This window comes from Xanthomonas sp. NCPPB 2864 (assembly GCF_056675615.1).
The window spans coordinates 116,311-134,442 of record NZ_JBWWVS010000002.1 but is presented as its reverse complement, the minus strand read 5'-3'; the positions used below and the strand labels follow the sequence as shown (position 1 = coordinate 134,442).

Below are 18,132 nucleotides of genomic sequence, written 5' to 3'. Positions count from 1 at the left end.
GCTCACGCCGACAGGGCGAACAGGCAATGCCGGTTGGCACGCGTGAGGTATTGCTTGACCGAGCTGCTGGACACGCCCAGCCGCTGCGCGATCTGCGCGTAGCTCAGCTCCTGCAGATGCGCCAACAAAAAGGCTTCCTTCACCTTGGGCGGCAGACCATCCAGCGCCTGGTCCACCTGCTGCACCGCTTCCAGCGCCAGCAACTGCAGCTCCGGCGACGGCGCCAATTCCTCCGGCAGCGCAGCCAGCAGTTCCAGGTAGCTGGTTTCCAACAACTTGCGCCGCTGCCGGTGCGCCATCAGCCGGCGCGCGATGGTGGCCAGGAACGGGCGCGGCTCGCGGATCTCGTCGGCGGCGCCCGCGCTGATCACGCTGATGAAGGTGTCCTGCGCCAGGTCAGCAGCCACGAACGCATCGCCCAGCTTGCGCCGCAGCCAGCCCTGCAGCCAGCCATGGTGGTCGGTGTACAGGCGCTCCACCTGTTGATGAAGCGCGCCTTGCGTGACCGACACGATGACCTCCTGGACGGCTGGACCCAGGCGGCAAGGCGCCCGGCGATAAATGAGAATTGATCTCATTCTAGCGGAAGCCGGCGACGTATGCAGGCGCGGCCGCTGGCCACCCCCATCACGCGGATCGAGAACATGTAGGCGGTTGATGCTCAAAGCGACCCGGCAGTGGCCTGGGCAAGCCTTCAACAACTGGGGTTTTCGTGCGGTGAGCGGAGGCGAAGTGGCTTGACTGGCCAAACTTCAGGCAATAAAAAAGCCCGCTTGCAGCGAACTGCCAGCGGGCTTTGCTCCCTCCCCCACGTCGGGATGCAGGATCATAGTGCGCGCCCCGAACGCCACTTGCACGCTGCACTGCAAAACAACACCAGGCAGTACAGAACTGGCGCTTTTTCCTTCACACCGCACTGGCGCGCGACGACCTCAGCGCAGCAGATCGGGCTGGGCCTGGTACCACTCCGGTGCACGCAGCAGATGCCATTCCGGGGTCTGGCCGCGCAACCCCACCGCTGCGCTCAACATGCCCCAGCGCGCGAGCAGACTGCCGCTGCGTTGGCTGCCCTGCAAACGCAAGCGCGCATCCACCTGGAAGCGTTGGTTGCGCGCCTGCAAGCGATCGACGATGACGGTGTCGCCCTGCCAATGCACGCGCCCGGTCACCTGCGCCTGGCCTGCATCCACCAGCCGCAGGATCCAGTTCGGAATCGAACGGTCGCGCGCGTACAGCGCCATCAGGAACGCCAGATCGCGCACCTGGATGCGCACGCGTCCATCCACGCCGACCGGCTGGTGCCATTGCATGCGGGTGTCTTCCAGCACGATGCGCGCCCACCAGCCATCGCGGCGCTGACCATCCGGCCCGGTGAATCCGATATTGCGCAGCTGGATGGTGCTGGCGTCGAGGCGAAAGTTTTCCGCACGCAGATCGCCGCGTTGCAAGCGCAGATCCGCATCCACATCGCCACGCAGTGCCAGGCCGGCAAACTGCAGCCGCGCCGCACGCGCACCGATGCGCAAGCCACCCTTGCCGATACGCCCGCCGGGTTCGATCTGCAGATCGCCACTGAGCACACCGTTGCCGCCATCGAAACGCAGTTGCTGCTGCGGCAGATAGCGGTTGTAGGCACGCAGATCCGGCACGCGCGCATTGGCGAACACCAGATGCGCGCGCGTGGCGTCGCGCAGCGTGGCCAGGTTGCGTGCATCGGCGCGCGTCTGCAGGTCCAGACGCAGATCGCGGCCCTGCACGAACGGGCGCGTGGGCGCATCGCTGTGCGCAATGGAGAACTGCTGCATCTGCAAGGCAAGTGCCGGCAGCAGCTGCCCGTTCGCATCGGCGCTCACCCGCAGGTCGGCACTGGCCTGCCCATCGATCGCATGCCCCATCACGCCGACATGCGCACGCACGTGCGGCACCTGCAGGCGACTGCCGGTACCGAGCTGGCCGCGATCGATGCGCAGATCCGCATCCACCAGCCCGTCGCCTTCCAGCGTCAGCCAGTCCACGTCCGGGAACAGCGCCGGAATCCAGCTCAGCGAGGACAGTTGCCAGTGCAGGCGCGCATGCCCGGAGGTGCGCGGCAGCAGGCTGCGCATCGATTGCAGCGGCAGCTGCCGGCCCTGCACGCGCAGATCCGCATCCAGGGTCAGCCCGGCATCGGCCGGCTCGGGCATGCTCACCTGGCAGGCGCATGTCCTGATCCACCTGCAGTTGCGCTGCAAGCTCGCCCAGCAGGGCGGCCGGCGTGCGCATGCTGTCGTGCAGGGGTGCGCGCCATTGCAGCTGGCTGCCGGGCTGCAAGGCGCCACGTATCCAGCGCAACTGCCCATCCGCACGCCCCGTGCCGGCGCGTGTGGCGAGCGTGTGGCGCCCCTGGGCATTGCGTACGACATCCAGTGCCGCAGTGTCGCCATGCACGCTCACCTGCGCATCGGCAAGCTGCAGCATGGCCAGCCCACGTGCCTGCTCCGGCGCATGCCGCGCGATGCTGGCTTCGATGCGCAGCTGGCCGTTGCGCAGCACTTCGCTGTCACCCCAGCGCATGCGTGCGTTGTCGAAGCTCGCGCGCGAGGGAAACACTTCCATCGGCCCGCCGCGCAACTGCTTGAACAGGCCGAGCTGCAGCTGACCATCGCCTTCGATCCGCAGCTGACGCAGCGTCACTGCCTGCACCTGATCGGCGACGATGCGGTCGAACTGCAGGGTCCAGGCCGGAGCGGTCGATGCGGGACCTGCGGGTGCGCCAGCGGTATTGGCGACCCCAGAGGATGGCGGCACGCGGGCGGCTGCGCCGGTCGTCCGTGTGGGCGGCTGCGTGCCCGCCGCGAGGTCTGGGGTGCGTGTGGGTGGCTTGTCCTGCGCGGTCGTTGGCGGCGGCGTACCGGCTGCGTCAGCCGGCGCTGCGGCAGCGACTTGCGTGTTCGGCGCTGTCGCCGGTGCTGGCGTCGCCACGGTACCGGCTGTGGGTACAGCCGCCTGCATTCCGCCGCGCACCCCGTGCGCATGCAGCTCCGGCACCAGCAACTGCCGATGCAGCAACGGCAACAGCCGCACCTGCCCGCTCATGCGCTGCGCGCTGACGTTCCAGCGGGTGCGTGTGGAGCGGCCTTGCAACTCCACCTTCCACAGCGTCAGCCGGCCCGGCCACCAGGTCACTGCCGGGCCCCAGTGCATGGTGAACCGGTCCGGCTTGCGATTGAGCGCGGCCGGCCCGAGTGGCGTGTTGAGCAACAGGTTGCCGAGCAGCAGATAGCTTGCGTACACCACCAGGAACGCCAGCAACGGCCAACGCACCAGGCGGGGCAACCTTTGCCAGCGGGCCCGAACAGGCATCGTCATGACGGCAGGCTCCTGAAGACCGCGCACGCGGCGTGGCGCAGTGTGCCAAGGAAACCGTGAGCGCGGTGCGCAGCGGCGATTGCGGCTGGGCAACGGCAGGCTGCCCGGTGTGCAGTGGATGTCCTACACGCCAGGCAGTGCGCGCACGCCTCGTCGAAGACGGCAAAGCTGGCCGCATTACGCAAGCCTCAGACAACGAGCCGCTTACTTCGCCTTCGATACCGCCGGCAACAACCCCGGCTGCGCGTCGTACCACTCGCGCGCGCCGGCCAGATGCCACTGGCGCTGCTTGCCATCGAGTTCGATCCCGGCGCCCAGCACGCCCCAGCGCAGATACAGATCGCCGCGCCGCTGCTCATCGTTCAAGGCCAGCCTTGCACGCAGCGACAGCCGCGCATTCTCCGCATGCAGGTCGTCGATCAGCAGCTGCTGCTTGCGCCAACGTACCCTGCCGGTGGCGTCGAGCTCGCCCGAATCCAGCAAGCCCAGTACCCAGCGCGGATAGTCGGCACGTTGCGCAAACACCGACAGCAGCGGCGCGACATCGCGCATGCGGATCGCCGCATCGGCATCCACCTGGAACGGTGCGCTGGCCTGGATGGTGCCGGCGCCGACCTGCATCTGCCCCCACCAGTCGGCATCGCTGCTGTCGTCGCCCACACGCATATTGCGCAGGCGCACGCGCGTGCCGCTGAGGTCGAAGAACTTGTTCTTGAAATCGGCACGCTGCAGCTGCGCCTGCAATTCGGCATCGCCACGCATCTGCACGCCGGCCAGCGCCAGGTGCGCGCCCTGCCCGCGCAGGTTGGCGTGGCCGCTGCCCACATCGCCGGCGGCATTGAGCGCCACATCGCCGGTCAGGCTGCCGCTGCCGCCGAGCAGGCGCACGTTCTTGCCGGGCAGGTAACGGTTGTAGACGGTGAGATCGGGAACGCGCGCATCGCTGAAACGCAGCTGTGCCTTGAGCGTGTCGCGCAGGCGCGCCAGTTCGGCATCGCCATGCATGGCCAGCTGCAGATCGCGGCCGTCCAGCAGGACCTGCCTGGGCGCATCGCGCGGTGCGGCCTTGAAGGTGGGAATGCTCACCTCCAAATGCGCCTGCGGCGTGGCGGCATCGTCGATGCGTCCATGCGCCTTGGCGATACCGGCCAGCCGCGTATCGAACACCTGCGCCACCGCTTCCACACGCGGAATCTCCAGGCTGCTGCCGCTGGCGAGCCGGCCCTGCGCCAGCCGCAGGTCGGCCTCGACCAGGCCGCCGCCTGCGAGCTGGAACCAGGGCTTGCGCACGAACAGCTCGGCGATCCAGTTCAGCGATTCGAACTGCCAGCGTCCGCGCACCTGCCCGGACAGGCGCGGCAGTACCTGCGCAGGATCCTGGAAGGGAATGCTGCGCCCGGCGATGCGCAGATCGGCCTGCAGTTCGCTGCCCGTCTTCTCGTCGCGCGGCAGGCGTGCCTGCACACGGATGTCGCGCGCCACGTCCAGCTGCAGCGCCAGCATGCCGCGGTCGGTCGCGCCAACGCCGGCCATCAACGGCAGACGCCAGACCGCATGGCTGCCCTCCTGCAGGGTGCCGCGATCCAGCGTGATGTCGGCCTCCACCCGCGCCGCGGACGGCCCGCTGCGGATGTCCACATGCGGCGCGCCGGTGTCGATCTTCAACGCCACGGTCGCCGCCTTCAGCTGCAGGCGCGCATGGGTAATGCCGAGCTTGCGCAGGCCCGGGGCCTGGTCGCGGTAATGGCGCGGAAACTGGAATTGCGCATCCAGCTGCGCGCCATTGAACACCTGCACCCCGTCATAGCTGACCACCGCATCGCGAAAGCCCGCTTCGGAGGGAAACAGCTCCGACGGGCCGCCCTTGAGCTGCTTGAGGAAGCCGACGCTGCCGTGGCCCTGCCCGGCGATCAGCAGCTTGCCCAGGCGCGCACTGCGGATGCTATTGCTGGTGATCGCATCGAATCGCAGCGTCCAGCCCTGATCGCCGCGCGGCGGTGGCGGAATGGGCGTGTCGGAGGTTTCCACTTCCGCTTCCAGGCCGGTGGCATGCAGCCAGGGCAGGCGCACCTCGCGCCGCAACAGCGCAAGCAAGGCCACGCGCGCATTGGCGCGGTCGGCGTGAAACACGTACACGGTGCGGTTGGCCTGCCCGCGCATGCGCACGTTCCAGGCCATCACCTGCCCCGGAAACACGGTCAGTGCCGGGCCGGTCTGCATGGTGAATTTATGCGGCTGCCGGTTGGTGACGGCATCGAACAGCGGCGTGTTGAGAAACAGGTTGCCGGCCAGCAGATACAGCGCATACAGCGCCACCAGCACGACCACTGCGATGCGCCCTGGCCGGGGCCAGCGCTGGAAGCGGTCGCGAAGAGAGGACATGGGCGCAGGCAGAAGTCGAGTCTGTCGCCACTATCGCGGTTGCGCTGGCGGCGAGGCGTGAACATGGCCGCTGGCGCATCACCGTATCCGCTGCACGGCAGCTGGGGATGCGTTGACGGTGTACTACAGCGCAGCAGTGCACAGGGCTTGCCGGCCTGCGCTCACCAGGCGACCGCAGGCCTGCCGGCGGCAACGCCGACGCCAGACTGCAGATGCGGCAACGAAAGCGGACGCAGCGTCGATGTGTTGCCCCAACCGACCTGGCACGCAACAGCCCGCTTCGCACGCAGTTGCGGCCATCCGCACAGTTGCATTGCACCATGGTCGCAGCGCGGCCAGCGCATGCAGCGGCGATAATGGCAGTCCCCTGTCCCGCTGTGCCTCCATGTCCGACGAACGCATCCTGTACGCGCCGCTGCGCGAGCGCCTGGTTTCTGCCGAGGCCGCTGCCGCATTGATCCAGCCCGGCGAGACCGTGGCGATGAGCGGCTTCACCGGCTCCGGTTACCCCAAGGCGGTGCCGATGGCGTTGGCACAGCGCATCGAAGCGGCGCATCTGCAGGGCCAGCCATTCCAGATCAAGCTGATGACCGGCGCGTCCACCGCGCCGGAACTGGACGGCGCGCTGGCCAAGGCCGACGGCATCGCCATGCGCATGCCGTTCCAGTCCGACCCGGACGCGCGCCAACGCATCAACGCCGGCACGCTGGACTATATCGACATCCATCTCAGCCACGTCGCCCAGCACGTGTGGTTCGGCTTCTACGGGCAGATCGACACCGCCGTGGTGGAAGTCTCGGCGATCCGCGCGGACGGCAGCTTGGTGCCGTCCACCTCGATCGGCAACAACAAGACCTGGCTGGACCTGGCCAGCAAGGTGATCATCGAGGTCAACGATTGGCAGCCGGCCGGCCTGGATGGCATGCACGACGTGTACTACGGCACTGCGCTGCCGCCGCAGCGCAAGCCGATCCCGTTGATCCACGGCGACGACCGCATCGGCGAGCCCAGCCTGCGCTGCGACCCGGACAAGATCGTGGCAGTGGTGCGCACGCATGGCCCGGATCGCAACAGCCCGTTCGCTGCCGCCGACGACAGCAGCGAACGCATCGCCGAGCACCTGATCGCGTTCCTGCGCCACGAAGTGGACAAGGGCCGGTTGCCGGCCAGCCTGCTGCCGCTGCAATCGGGCGTGGGCAATATCCCCAATGCGGTGCTGGCGGGGCTTGCACGCAGCGGCTTCCGCGACCTGGAAGCGTTCACCGAAGTGATCCAGGACGGCATGCTCGCGCTGCTGCGCGATGGCGTGCTGCGCTATGCCTCGTGCACCGGTTTTGCGCTCAGCCCGGAAGGCAACGAGGAGTTCAAGCGCAATATCGATTTCTACCGGCAACGCATCATCATGCGCACGCAGGAGATTTCCAATCATCCGGAGCTGGTGCGTCGGCTCGGCTGCATCGGCATGAACGGCATGATCGAGGCCGACCTGTACGGCAACGTCAATTCCACCCACGTGATGGGCAGCCGCATCATGAACGGCATCGGCGGTTCCGGCGACTTTGCGCGCAACGGCTTCCTGTCGATCTTCCTGAGCCCCAGCATCGCCAAGGCCGGCAGCATCTCGTCGATCGTGCCGATGGTCAGCCATGTCGATCACACCGAACACGATGTCTCGGTGATCGTCACCGAACAAGGCCTGGCCGATCTGCGCGGCCTCACACCCAAGCAACGCGCACGCCAGTTGCTCGATCACTGCGTACACCCGCGCTACCGCGATGCGCTGGAAGATTATGTGGCGCGCGCCAATCGCGACAGCTATGGCAAGCACACCCCGCATCTGCTGACCGAGGCGTTGTCGTGGCATCAGCGCTGGTTGGAGACGGGGGATATGTTGGGGTGAGCGGTGATTCGGGAATCGGGAATCGGGAGTTGTAGCGCAGCGTGGCGGTGTTGCTAGAGGGATCGGAGCACGGCCGTCATGCCGGTGTTTAACGCTTCGCGAACTTCATTGCTGGCGTCGACATGCTGCGACATCGCGATGTCACGGATGTGGCGGATAACGTTCCTGCCCGCTCGCATTCGGCGGCAGGACGGCTCTCTCCCCCTCCTGCCGCTGGGCGCGACGGGTCACCACTGGGTGGTGTCCAATCCGTCGGGCCGGCTCCCTGCGCCGGCCCGGCGTTCTCGTTCTGGAGCGGCCATCAGCACGCGTGCGCTTGTGTTCATTGCCAGGCTGCTCGAGAGGGGCTTCTCCCTTCTCCCGGCGAGAGAAGGTGGCGCGTAGCGCCGGATGAGGGTCCGCGCGAAGCCTCGTGTTCTCGCCCCACCGCCTCGCCGATCACGCAGCTTCGGCAACCCGCCTTGCGCGACGTGCGCGTACGGCCGTCGCCAGGCGCTCGAGCACCTGCACCGAGGCGTCCCACCCCAGGCAGCCGTCGGTGATGCTCTGGCCGTAGGTCAGTGCGCAGCCGGGCACCAGTTCCTGGCGTCCGCCGACCAGGTGGCTTTCCACCATGACGCCGACGATGCGGGTCTCGCCACCTTCCAGTTGCGTGGCGATATCGTCGATGACCTTGGGCTGGTTCTCGGGATTCTTGCCGCTGTTGGCGTGGCTGGCGTCGATCATCAGCCGCGCCGGCAAGCCGGACGTGTTGAGCACCTGGCTGGCCGCTTCCACATTGGCCGCGTCGAAGTTGGGCTGCTTGCCGCCACGCAGGATCACGTGGCAATCCGGGTTGCCTGCGGTCGCGGCCACCGCAGTGTGGCCGTCCTTGGTCACGGCCAGGAAATGATGCGGGTGCGAGGCCGCACCCACCGCGTCCACCGCAATCTTGACGTCGCCGCCGGTGCCGTTCTTGAAGCCCACCGGGCACGACAGGCCCGAGGCCATTTCGCGATGCACCTGGCTTTCGGTGGTGCGCGCGCCGATCGCGCCCCAGGCCACCAGGTCGGCGATGTACTGTGGCGAGATGATGTCGAGGAATTCCACACCAGCCGGCAGGCCGAGGTTGTTGATGTCGCGCAACAGACCGCGCGCCACCCGCAGGCCCTTGTTGATCTGGAAGCTGCCATCCAGATCCGGATCGTTGATCAGGCCCTTCCAGCCGATGGTGGTGCGCGGCTTTTCGAAGTACACCCGCATCACGATCTCCAGCGCGTCGCCGAACTGCTCGCGCAGCGGGCGCAGGCGGTGTGCGTAGTCCATCGCCGCGACCGGATCGTGGATCGAGCAGGGCCCGATCACCACCGCCAGGCGGTCGTCACGGCCATGCAGGATCTCGTGCAGCGCGGCACGCGAATTGGTCACGGTCTCGGAGGCGCGCTCGTCGCAGGGCAGCAGCGACAGCAGCTGCGAGGGCGGGGCAAGGGCTTCGATCTTGCGGATACGCAGGTCATCGGTCACAGGCGGCATAACAGTGTCTCGGTGGGCGGTGTTGCATCAGGGAGCCAGGCGCGGCGGCAACAAAAAAGCCGCCAGTGTGCGCTGGCGGCTTTTCGGGAATGCTGCTGAAGATTTCTTCAGGGTGAGCGCAATCCGTCCTCCGCCAGCGGCATCGGAAAACCGTAGTACCAAAAGTAAAACTGGCTGCGGGGTGCGTTCATTGAGTGCATTGATACCACGCACGTTTAGCCGTTGCCACTGTTTCATCGGCAACGGAACGTTGCAGCGCTGCTCCCGCGGGGTGCCTGCAGGCCGCATGTGTCGCGCCGACCACCGCGGCGCACGACAAGCTGGGCGAACCGATGCACGGCATTACCACGCGCGCGCTGGCAGGCCGGGCTCGCGTACGGATTGCCTGCGCAGGTGGCATCGACCATGCATCGCACGCCACGGCGCTGTGCCGTGACGTGCGATGCGGCCACGACCTTCAATCAGAACGTAAACACATATTCCGCCGCCACTTCGCGGCCGATCGGGTTGAACAAGGTGGTGTTGTAGAAGCCGTAACCGTAGAAGCGCTCCTTGTTCTCGTAGCCCACTTCGTTGAACACGTTGTTGACGTAGAAGTTGACCTTGGCGTGGTCGGTGATCCTGTAGCCGGTGCTGAGGTTCCAATAGATCGCCGGGCCGACGCGGCCGAAGTAGCGCTTGCTGCTCTCGCCCAGATGCACGTTGGCGGTGTCGGTGACCACGCATGCGTCCGAGGCACTGGGTTGGTAGCCGTCGTCGAAGCGCTCGCAGGTGCCCCAGTTGACCGCGCGCATGGAGCCGAGCCGACGGAAGTACACCGTCCAGTCCCAGGCGCCGCCGTTGTCCCAATGCACGCTGCCGCGCACACGGCTGCGCACGCGTTCGTCGCGGCGGTTTTCATCGCTGTCGGTGCGGTAGATCTGCTCGCGATAGGCCAGCAGGTTGTTGTAGTCCAGCGACAACTGGAAGTTGCCCCAACCCGCCGTGGCAAGTCGATATTTCAGCGAGGCATCGATGCCGGAGGTTTCCATCTGCGCCAGGTTGATCGGGCCGCGCTCAATGCTGGCGATGGTGCCGTCGGCGTTGCGCAGCACGCGCGAGGTGATGGTGTCGCAATAGCCGGCGCCGCCGGGATTGTTCCAGGCGCCGCCGCTGATGGTGGTGCCGGTGCGGCAGCCGGCTTCGGCCGAGAGGATCTCGTCGCGGTCCAGATCCTTGATCATTTCCTCCAGCTCGATGCGGTAGTAATCCACGCTCAGCGACAGACCCTGCACGATGTCCCACACCACCCCGCCGGTGAACGAGCGGCCGGTTTCCGAGCGCAGATCCGGCGTGCCGCGACGGTTCACGTCCACGGTGTAGTAGATGTTGCTGTTCTCGTCGTTGCAGCCGCCGGTGAGATACGCGCCGGTGGCGATGCAGCGGTACTGGTCGATCACGGTCTGGTTGGTGGAGCTGGGTTCGCCGAGCACGTAATGCATATCCGGCGCGCGGAAGCTGGTGGCCAGCGTGCTGCGCAACAACAGGCTCTCGACCGGGCGCCATTCCAGACCCGCGCTCCAGGTGGTGTCGCTTTGGGTGCCGACATCGGTCGGAATCGCCGCCGAAGAACGGTAACTGCCGTAGCGATCGTAGCGGCCGGCGACATTGGCGCTCAACGTCGACAGCAGCGGAATCTGCAATTCCAGCCCGGCCGAACTGCGCATGCGCTCGCCGCCGCCACTGTCCACCACATCGACCGGATAGCACTCGTTGGCGCAGGGGTCGGGCGACAGCTGGTAGCCCTGCTTGGCGACTTCGGCCACGGTGGCGAAGCGGATCGGCCCGGCCCAGCCCTGCACCAGATCGCCGCTCAGGCTGAAGCTGGCCTGGTTCACCCACGAATACGCCGAGTTATGCGATTTGGCGACCAGCTCGTCGTACTCGCTCGAGGACAGCGGCGCATACAGGCGCGCCTGGTTGATCGCATGGATCGGCGTGCCGTCGGCGGCGGTGCCGGTGGGGCTGCCGAGGAAATAATCGGTGGCGCGGGCGGTGTCCACGGTGCGTACGTATTCGTCCACCGTGTAGCGCGAGCGGCCCACGCTCAGCTCCCAGTCGAAGCGGTCGGCCCACACGCCACGCAAGCCGGCGCTCAGGTCCCAGGACTGCTCCTTGTTGTAGTTGGCCAGCCGGTCCCAACCACCGGCCTCGCGCCGGGTGAGCTGCCGGATCGCATACAGCGAGCGGCCGGTGTCGGCGTCCTGGAACGGGCCCAGATACACGTACGGCGGGTCGTAGGTCCAGCGGCCGATGCTGCGGTTGGCCGACAGCGTGGCCCAGGCTTCGGTGTGCTCGCCGAACTTCCAGGTGCCGTAGAGATAGGCCGAATAGTCCTCGCTGCCGGTGACCAGCCCCCAGTCGCCGTAGTCGCGGGCCACGCCGCAGTAGTCGCCGGCGTTGGTGACCACCCCGGTGTTCTGGTTGTAGCTCAGCCGCTGCCCGTCGATGAACTCGCCGCCGAAGCGCGCGCAGGTGCCGGCGGGCGGCGCGAGGCGTTCGTTGGTGTTGGCATCGACCAGGCTCAGGCCGGTGAACGGGTTGAAGCCGTAGCGGCGGTTCTGCCCGGTCCAGTTGGAATAGGCCATGTCGTCGGAATCGTCCATCTCGGGGCGATCGCGCCCGCTCAACGGATCGCGCCGGGTGGCCTGCAGCGCGTAGGTCAGGCTCCAGTTCTCGCCGGTGCGCCCGCCGGCCCAGGATACGTCGAAGCTGTCGCGGCCGCCTTCGGTGGCAGTGCCGCCGCGCAGCCGTACCTGGTCGCCCTGGTAATCGCGCTTGAGGATCACGTTGACCACGCCGGCCACCGCGTCCGAGCCGTAGATCGCCGAGGCGCCGCCGGTCAGGATGTCGATGCGCTCCACCGCCGCAGACGGGATGTTGCTGTAGTTGGAAAAGTTGCTCTCGCCGCCGTACGGCAGCGGGTAGTCGGCCACGCGGTGGCCGTTGACCAGCAGCAGGGTGCGGCCCGGCCCGAGGTCGCGCAGGTTGATCGGCGAGGCGTTGGGCGTATGCGAGCCCCATTGCGTATCGGCCTCCACCGAGCCCTGCTGGTTCATGCTGTTGAGCACGTCGTAGACGGTAGCGAAGCCCTCCTGCTGGATCTGCTGCGCGGAGATGGTGACCACCGGTTGCGCGCCCTCGACCTGCGCGCGCTTGATGCGCGAGCCGGTGACGCTGACCGCGTCCAGCGTGGAGGTGGCGCGCGGTTGCTCCGGCTCGGCCTGCTGGGCCGCCGCCGACGGTGCGATGGCGGCGGTCAGGGCGAGGGACAAGGAAATCGACAAGGCAAGGCGATGACTGCGGCAGTTCATAAGATCCCCGGGAGAGGCCGGCATGACCGGCGTGGCGTTCCACTGCAACGACGCCTGCGAGCGATGCACCGCATCGCCGCCCCCTGTCCGATGGCCCCCCGACCGTTCGGCGCAAGCGCCTGCCCAGCGACGCTAGGTTGGCGCTGACATCGATGTCAACACACTGTCATGCAAGTGTGATGGGGTTCGCGATCCACGCGATGGCACGCACGTCGACACGGTTGGGGCCGCGAACCGATCGCGCGAACCGTGGCATCTGCGCAGCGTAGGGAGCGCACCCGGGCGCGATTGGGGCATTCCCGCTGAAGCCCATTCGCGCCCTGGGGCGCTCCTACGGGGTCATGGGGTTTGCGTGGCCATGCAAGCGCCGAGTTCGACAAGGTCGAGGCCGCTAACCGATTGCGCGAACCGGTGGCATCTGCGCCGCGTAGGAGCGCACCTGGGCGCGATTGGGGCATTCCCGGTGAAGCCCATTCGCGCCCTGGGGCGCTCCTACGGGGTCATGGGATTTGCGTGGTTATGCACGCGTGGGTTCGACACGGTCGGGTTCGCGAATCGTTGGCCGCATCGGTGCCCGGTAGGAGCGCACCCGGGCGCGACTGGGCATTCTCGGTGAAGCCCTTTCGCGCCCTGGGGCGCTCCTACGGGTCATGATGGGATCTGCGTGGTCACGCACGACCTCTTGCGGCATCCGCGACCGCAAAAAAAAACCCCGCCTTTCGGCGGGGTCCTTTTTTGCTGCAACAGCCGAGTGGCGTGGATCAGAAATCCATGCCGCCCATGCCGCCCACGCCACCGCCGGCCGGCATCGCCGGCTCGTCCTTCTTCGGTGCATCGGCCACCATCGCTTCGGTGGTGATCATCAGGCCGGCGATCGAGGCTGCGTTCTGCAGCGCCGAGCGGGTGACCTTGGTCGGATCCAGGATGCCGAACTCGACCATGTCGCCGAACTCGCCGTTGGCCGCGTTGTAACCGTAGTTGCCGGTGCCTTCCTTGACCTTGTTCAGGATCACGGACGGCTCTTCGCCGGCATTGGCCACGATTTCGCGCAGCGGGGCTTCCATCGCGCGCAGGGCGATCTGGATGCCGTGGGTCTGGTCTTCGTTGGCACCGGTCAGGTTACCGACGGCCACCAGCGCACGCACCAGGGCCACACCGCCGCCCGGGACCACGCCTTCTTCGACGGCTGCACGGGTGGCGTGCAGGGCGTCTTCGACGCGGGCCTTCTTTTCCTTCATTTCGATTTCGGTCGACGCGCCGACCTTGATCACTGCAACGCCACCGGCCAGCTTGGCCACGCGCTCCTGCAGCTTCTCGCGGTCGTAATCGGACGAGGTGTCTTCGATCTGGGTCTTGATCTGGCCAACGCGGGCTTCGATCGTGGCCGAGTCGCCGGCGCCGTCGATGATGGTGGTGTTCTCCTTGGAGACCTGCACCTTCTTCGCGCGGCCCAGGTCCTTGATCGTGGCCTTCTCCAGCGCCAGACCCACTTCCTCGGAGATCACGGTGCCGCCGGTCAGCACCGCCATGTCTTCCAGCATCGCCTTGCGACGGTCGCCGAAGCCCGGTGCCTTGACGGCCACGACCTTGACGATGCCACGGATGGTGTTGACCACCAGGGTGGCCAGCGCTTCGCCTTCGACTTCTTCAGCGACGATCAGCAACGGCTTGCCGGCCTTGGCCACGCCTTCCAGCACGGGCAGCAGGTCGCGCACGTTGGAGATCTTCTTGTCGTGCAGCAGGATGAACGGGTCGTCCAGGTCGGCCGACTGGCTCTGCTGATTGTTGATGAAGTACGGGGAGAGGTAGCCGCGATCGAACTGCATGCCCTCGACCACGTCCAGCTCGTTTTCCAGGCCCGAGCCTTCTTCAACGGTGATCACGCCTTCCTTGCCGACCTTCTGCATCGCTTCGGCAATGATGTTGCCAATCGATTCGTCCGAGTTGGCCGAGATGGTGCCGACCTGGGCAATCGCCTTGTCGTCGGTGGTGGGCTTGGAGATGTTCTTCAGCTCGACGACGGCAGCCTTGACGGCCTGGTCGATACCGCGCTTGAGGTCCATCGGGTTCATGCCGGCGGCCACAGCCTTGGCGCCTTCGCGGATCAGGGCCTGGGCCAGCACGGTGGCGGTGGTGGTGCCGTCGCCGGCGTTGTCGTTGGTCTTGGAAGCGACTTCCTTGACCATCTGCGCGCCCATGTTCTCGAACTTGTCAGCCAGTTCGATTTCCTTGGCGACGGAGACGCCGTCCTTGGTGATGGTCGGCGCGCCGAAGCTCTTTTCGAGCACGACGTTGCGGCCCTTCGGGCCCAGGGTGGCCTTGACGGCATTGGCTAGCACGTTGACGCCACGAACCATGCGGGTACGTGCGTCTTCACCGAAACGAATGTCTTTAGCAGCCATTTGTTGTAACTCCGGAATTTGAGATTGGGGATTGGGGATTGGCTAAAGCGGGGGTTCGGGGGAGATGCGGGATCAGCTGCGCCAAGCGCAGTGGCCAATCCCGAATCCCCACTCCCGAATCCCGCCGTCAACGGCTATCAGCCGATGACCGCCAGGATGTCGTCTTCGCGCAGCACCTTGTACTCGACGCCTTCGGACTTGTAGCTGCTGCCGGCGTACTGGCCGTAGATGACCTTGTCGCCGACCTTGACCACCGGCGCGCGCAGGCTGCCGTTGTCCAGGGGCTTGCCGGCGCCGATGGCGACGACTTCACCCTTGGTGGACTTTTCCTTGGCGGAGTCCGGGATCACGATGCCGCCGGCGGAAACTTCGTCGGCTTCGATCGGCTTGACTACAACGCGGTCGTGAAGCGGCTTGATGCTCATAGAGAAAGACCCTCTTAAGTGATTGATTGGTCTGGAAATTATCGGCGATGTTAGCACTCGTATGTGACGACTGCCAGCACAGCGCGCGGAAAAAACCCGACAGAGCGGGTGCGGGCCAGAGATTGTGCTGTGTGGCCAGCTTTCAAGGGCTGGGGGCAAAAAATTTTCGCCGGGCAGTTCCATGCCAGGGCCACGACGCGGCCGACACGACCTGGCGCGCATTGCCCCGCTGGCAACGGTCAGCCGGGTGGGAACCGGGCTGCGCGATCGCCAGCTGCGCCTGAGACCGGCTACCGAGCCACTGGCACGCCGGACGGTGCGCACCGAGCAGTCGCCGGAGCAGCCGCTCTAAAAATGGAACCAGGTTCCACCGATTGTCATGCGCACGTTTTACAGTCGGCCACGCATTCCCCGATCACAAGGAGCTGTCGATGAGGTTGCCATCCCCTGCCCGTGCTTTCCCCTTGCGCTGGTCCCCCAGCTGCACGCTTCCCCTGGCCTGTGCGCTCGTACTGGCCGTCCCCACCGCCCACGCGGCGGTGTTCATCAACGAACTGCATTACGACGACGCAGGCGCCTCCGGCGACAGCGGCGAAGGGGTGGAAGTGGTGGCCACCGCCGGCGAATCGCTGAGCGGCTACCGCATCTATCTGTACAACGGCAGCACACCGGGCGCGGCCACGGTCTACGCCAATACGGCGGTGCCGGCCGGCAGCCTGGTCAGCTGCGGCAGCCAGGTGCGCGTGGCCACGGTCGGCTACGCCAGCAACGGCGTGCAGAACGGGCCCAACGACGGCGTGGCGCTGGTCGACCCCAACGGGCAGCTGGTGCAGTTCCTCAGTTACGAAGGCGCCATCACCGCCAGCGGCGGCCCTGCCGCCGGCATCACCAGCCAGAACCTGCCGGTCAGCGAGAGCAACAGCAGCGCGGTCGGCAGTTCGCTGCAACTGACCGGCACCGGCAGCAGCGCGGCCAACTTCAGCTGGGCCAGCTCGTCGGCGCAGACCTTTGGCGCGTGCAACCGCGGCCAGAGCTTCAACGGCAGCGGCGGTGGCGGCGAGACCGGCGCGGCACCGACGATCACCAGCACCACCCCGACCCAGGGCGCGACCGGCTTTCCCGCCGCCGGCGACCTGAGCGTGGGCTTCAGCGAGGCGGTGACGCTGAGCAGCGGCGCCTTCGCACTGAGCTGCGCCAGCTCCGGCACGGTGGCGCTGAGCTACCCGACCAGCGGCACCCGCTTCAGCCTGTCCACCAACACCGCCTTGGTCGGTGGCGAGCGCTGCACCCTGGCGATCACCGCCAGCGCCATCCGCGATGCCAGCGGGCTGAGCCCGGCCGCCAACCAGTCGATCGCCTTCACCGTGGCCACCGCCAGCGGCGGCGGCACCGGTTACTACTCGCGGGTCAACACCGCCAATGCCAGCCAGTTGCGCTGTTCGCTGCACACCGTGATCAAGGGCCACACGGTCTATCCGTACAGCGGCTCGGGCACTAGCACCTGGACCATCCTGGAGATGGCCGACGAAGATCCCAACAACAGCGGCCGGATTCTGGACGCCTACCGCAACCGCAGCTACGCCAAGGGCAGCGACCGTGCCGGCACCGGGAGCGGGCTGACCTACAACCGCGAGCACACCTGGCCCAACTCGCTGGGCTTCGGCAGCGCCAGCGGCGACAAGGGGCTGCCGTATGCGCCCTACACCGACACCCACATGCTGTATCTCACCGACACCGCCTTCAACGCCGACCGCGGCAACAAGCCCTACGCGGCCTGCACCAGCAGCTGCGGCGAGCGGGTCACCGAGGTCAATGACGGCAGTGGCGGCGGCAGCGGGCGCTATCCGGGCAATTCCAACTGGGTGCGCACCCCGGATGGCAACGGCGGCACCTTCGAGGTATGGGGCAAGCGCAAGGGCGACATGGCGCGTGCGGTGATGTACATGGCGATCCGCTATGAAGGCGGCACCGACGCGGCCACCGGGCAGTCCGAGCCGGACCTGGAACTCACCGACGACCGTAGCAAGATCGTGCAGACCTCGGCCTCGCCGGCCTACATGGGCCTGTTGTCCACGCTGCTGGCCTGGCACCAGGCCGACCCGCCGGACGATGCCGAGCGGGCGCGCAACCAGGTGATCTTCAGCTTCCAGGGCAACCGCAACCCGTTCGTGGATCACCCCGAATGGGCGACCTCGAGCCTGTTCACCTCGGCCAAGCCGGCCAGCTGCCAGCTGGCCAATTGATCCGGCCCGGCCCGGCGCCCCAGGCGCCGGGCCGGGAGAAGGCCTGCAGCGGCAATCCACATGCCCGACCGCGCAGCAGGCGCGCGAGCCGTTGGCCTGCGTCATTCAACATCAGCGGGCAGGCGCAGGACCGGTATCGCCGCCCAGCCGCCAGGCTCAGCGAACTTGACGCCCTGTTCCGGAATCTGCGGTCGATCCCCCGCAAACAGGGGATTACACTGCGCGGTCACATGAGCGCCTCTTCCCTCCATCTGTTGTTCAGCACCTGTCCGGATGCCGACAGCGCCGAGCGCATTGCGCGCGTGCTGCTGGACGAGCGCCTGGCCGCCTGCGTCACCCAGCTGCCCGGCGTGCAGTCGCTGTACCGCTGGAACGGGGCGATCGAGCGCAGCCAGGAAGTGCAGTTGTTGATCAAGACCTGGGAAGACCGCCTGCCGGACGCCATCGCGCGGCTGCAGGCGCTGCATCCGTATGAACTGCCGGAGGCGATCGCGGTCCAAGCCAGCGCCGGGCTGCCGGCGTATCTCGATTGGGTCCGGGCTGAAACCCGCAAGGAATCCTGACGTC

Annotated in this window: 10 protein-coding genes and 2 pseudogenes; 3 read left to right on the top strand and 9 right to left on the bottom strand. The window is 66.9% G+C overall.

The window, feature by feature from the left end; all coding sequences use genetic code 11:
* Positions 1 to 2 precede the first annotated feature (2 nt).
* From AC1KVE_RS05600 to AC1KVE_RS05585, 4 genes and pseudogenes are all read right to left on the bottom strand, one after another.
* A complete protein-coding gene (locus AC1KVE_RS05600) occupies positions 3 to 512 on the bottom strand; it encodes a sigma-70 family RNA polymerase sigma factor (RefSeq protein ID WP_016902856.1) in 510 nt (169 codons plus the stop codon).
* A 420-nt stretch (positions 513 to 932) separates the two neighbouring features.
* Positions 933 to 2,856: pseudogene (locus tag AC1KVE_RS05595) on the bottom strand (hypothetical protein); the annotation flags it as partial.
* 83 nt (positions 2,857 to 2,939) lie between these two features.
* Positions 2,940 to 3,348, bottom strand: a pseudogene (locus AC1KVE_RS05590) (hypothetical protein); the annotation flags it as partial.
* Between the two features lie 204 nt (positions 3,349 to 3,552).
* Positions 3,553 to 5,730 (bottom strand): translocation/assembly module TamB domain-containing protein, encoded by a 2,178-nt coding sequence (locus AC1KVE_RS05585; protein WP_481092538.1) that lies wholly within the window; start codon positions 5,728 to 5,730, stop codon positions 3,553 to 3,555.
* A gap of 385 nt (positions 5,731 to 6,115) precedes the next feature.
* On the opposite strand from AC1KVE_RS05585, the gene AC1KVE_RS05580 reads away from it, so the two are divergent.
* Complete coding sequence (locus AC1KVE_RS05580) at positions 6,116 to 7,630, top strand: acetyl-CoA hydrolase/transferase family protein (RefSeq protein ID WP_039523179.1); 1,515 nt, start codon at positions 6,116 to 6,118, stop codon at positions 7,628 to 7,630.
* 438 nt (positions 7,631 to 8,068) lie between these two features.
* Here the strand turns inward: AC1KVE_RS05580 and AC1KVE_RS05575 are convergent, their stop codons facing one another.
* From AC1KVE_RS05575 to AC1KVE_RS05555, 5 genes are all read right to left on the bottom strand, one after another.
* The gene (locus tag AC1KVE_RS05575; protein WP_046345560.1) at positions 8,069 to 9,142 is read right to left on the bottom strand and encodes a 3-deoxy-7-phosphoheptulonate synthase; all 1,074 of its coding nucleotides are present in this window, start codon (positions 9,140 to 9,142) and stop codon (positions 8,069 to 8,071) included.
* Between the two features lie 27 nt (positions 9,143 to 9,169).
* Positions 9,170 to 9,379: a hypothetical protein gene (locus AC1KVE_RS05570; RefSeq protein ID WP_481092539.1), complete on the bottom strand. Its 210-nt coding sequence runs from the start codon at positions 9,377 to 9,379 to the stop codon at positions 9,170 to 9,172.
* A gap of 224 nt (positions 9,380 to 9,603) precedes the next feature.
* On the bottom strand, positions 9,604 to 12,495 hold the full coding sequence (locus tag AC1KVE_RS05565; protein WP_481092540.1) for a TonB-dependent receptor plug domain-containing protein: 2,892 nt from the start codon (positions 12,493 to 12,495) through the stop codon (positions 9,604 to 9,606).
* A 761-nt stretch (positions 12,496 to 13,256) separates the two neighbouring features.
* Positions 13,257 to 14,897: a chaperonin GroEL gene (groL, locus tag AC1KVE_RS05560; RefSeq protein ID WP_481092541.1), complete on the bottom strand. Its 1,641-nt coding sequence runs from the start codon at positions 14,895 to 14,897 to the stop codon at positions 13,257 to 13,259.
* A 137-nt stretch (positions 14,898 to 15,034) separates the two neighbouring features.
* Positions 15,035 to 15,322, bottom strand: a complete 288-nt coding sequence (locus tag AC1KVE_RS05555; protein ID WP_003483210.1) for a co-chaperone GroES — start codon at positions 15,320 to 15,322, stop codon at positions 15,035 to 15,037.
* Positions 15,323 to 15,753: 431 nt separating this feature from the next.
* Between AC1KVE_RS05555 and AC1KVE_RS05550 the strand changes: the two genes are divergently transcribed.
* Positions 15,754 to 17,565 carry an endonuclease gene (locus AC1KVE_RS05550; RefSeq protein WP_184610032.1) on the top strand — a complete coding sequence of 604 codons (1,812 nt, stop codon included), beginning with the start codon at positions 15,754 to 15,756 and terminating at the stop codon, positions 17,563 to 17,565.
* 230 nt (positions 17,566 to 17,795) lie between these two features.
* The gene (gene cutA, locus AC1KVE_RS05545) at positions 17,796 to 18,128 is read left to right on the top strand and encodes a divalent-cation tolerance protein CutA (protein ID WP_024940554.1); all 333 of its coding nucleotides are present in this window, start codon (positions 17,796 to 17,798) and stop codon (positions 18,126 to 18,128) included.
* Positions 18,129 to 18,132: the final 4 nt, after the last annotated feature.

Excerpts from the sequence above, each read along its gene's own strand:
- AC1KVE_RS05570 (WP_481092539.1), bottom strand. The coding sequence starts at position 9,379 with ATGAAACAGTGGCAACGGCTAAACGTGCGTGGTATCAATGCACTCAAT.
- groL (WP_481092541.1), bottom strand. The coding sequence starts at position 14,897 with ATGGCTGCTAAAGACATTCGTTTCGGTGAAGACGCACGTACCCGCATG.
- AC1KVE_RS05565 (WP_481092540.1), bottom strand. The coding sequence starts at position 12,495 with ATGAACTGCCGCAGTCATCGCCTTGCCTTGTCGATTTCCTTGTCCCTC.
- AC1KVE_RS05575 (WP_046345560.1), bottom strand. The coding sequence starts at position 9,142 with ATGCCGCCTGTGACCGATGACCTGCGTATCCGCAAGATCGAAGCCCTT.
- AC1KVE_RS05550 (WP_184610032.1), top strand. The coding sequence starts at position 15,754 with ATGAGGTTGCCATCCCCTGCCCGTGCTTTCCCCTTGCGCTGGTCCCCC.
- cutA (WP_024940554.1), top strand. The coding sequence starts at position 17,796 with ATGAGCGCCTCTTCCCTCCATCTGTTGTTCAGCACCTGTCCGGATGCC.
- AC1KVE_RS05585 (WP_481092538.1), bottom strand. The coding sequence starts at position 5,730 with ATGTCCTCTCTTCGCGACCGCTTCCAGCGCTGGCCCCGGCCAGGGCGC.
- AC1KVE_RS05580 (WP_039523179.1), top strand. The coding sequence starts at position 6,116 with ATGTCCGACGAACGCATCCTGTACGCGCCGCTGCGCGAGCGCCTGGTT.
- AC1KVE_RS05555 (WP_003483210.1), bottom strand. The coding sequence starts at position 15,322 with ATGAGCATCAAGCCGCTTCACGACCGCGTTGTAGTCAAGCCGATCGAA.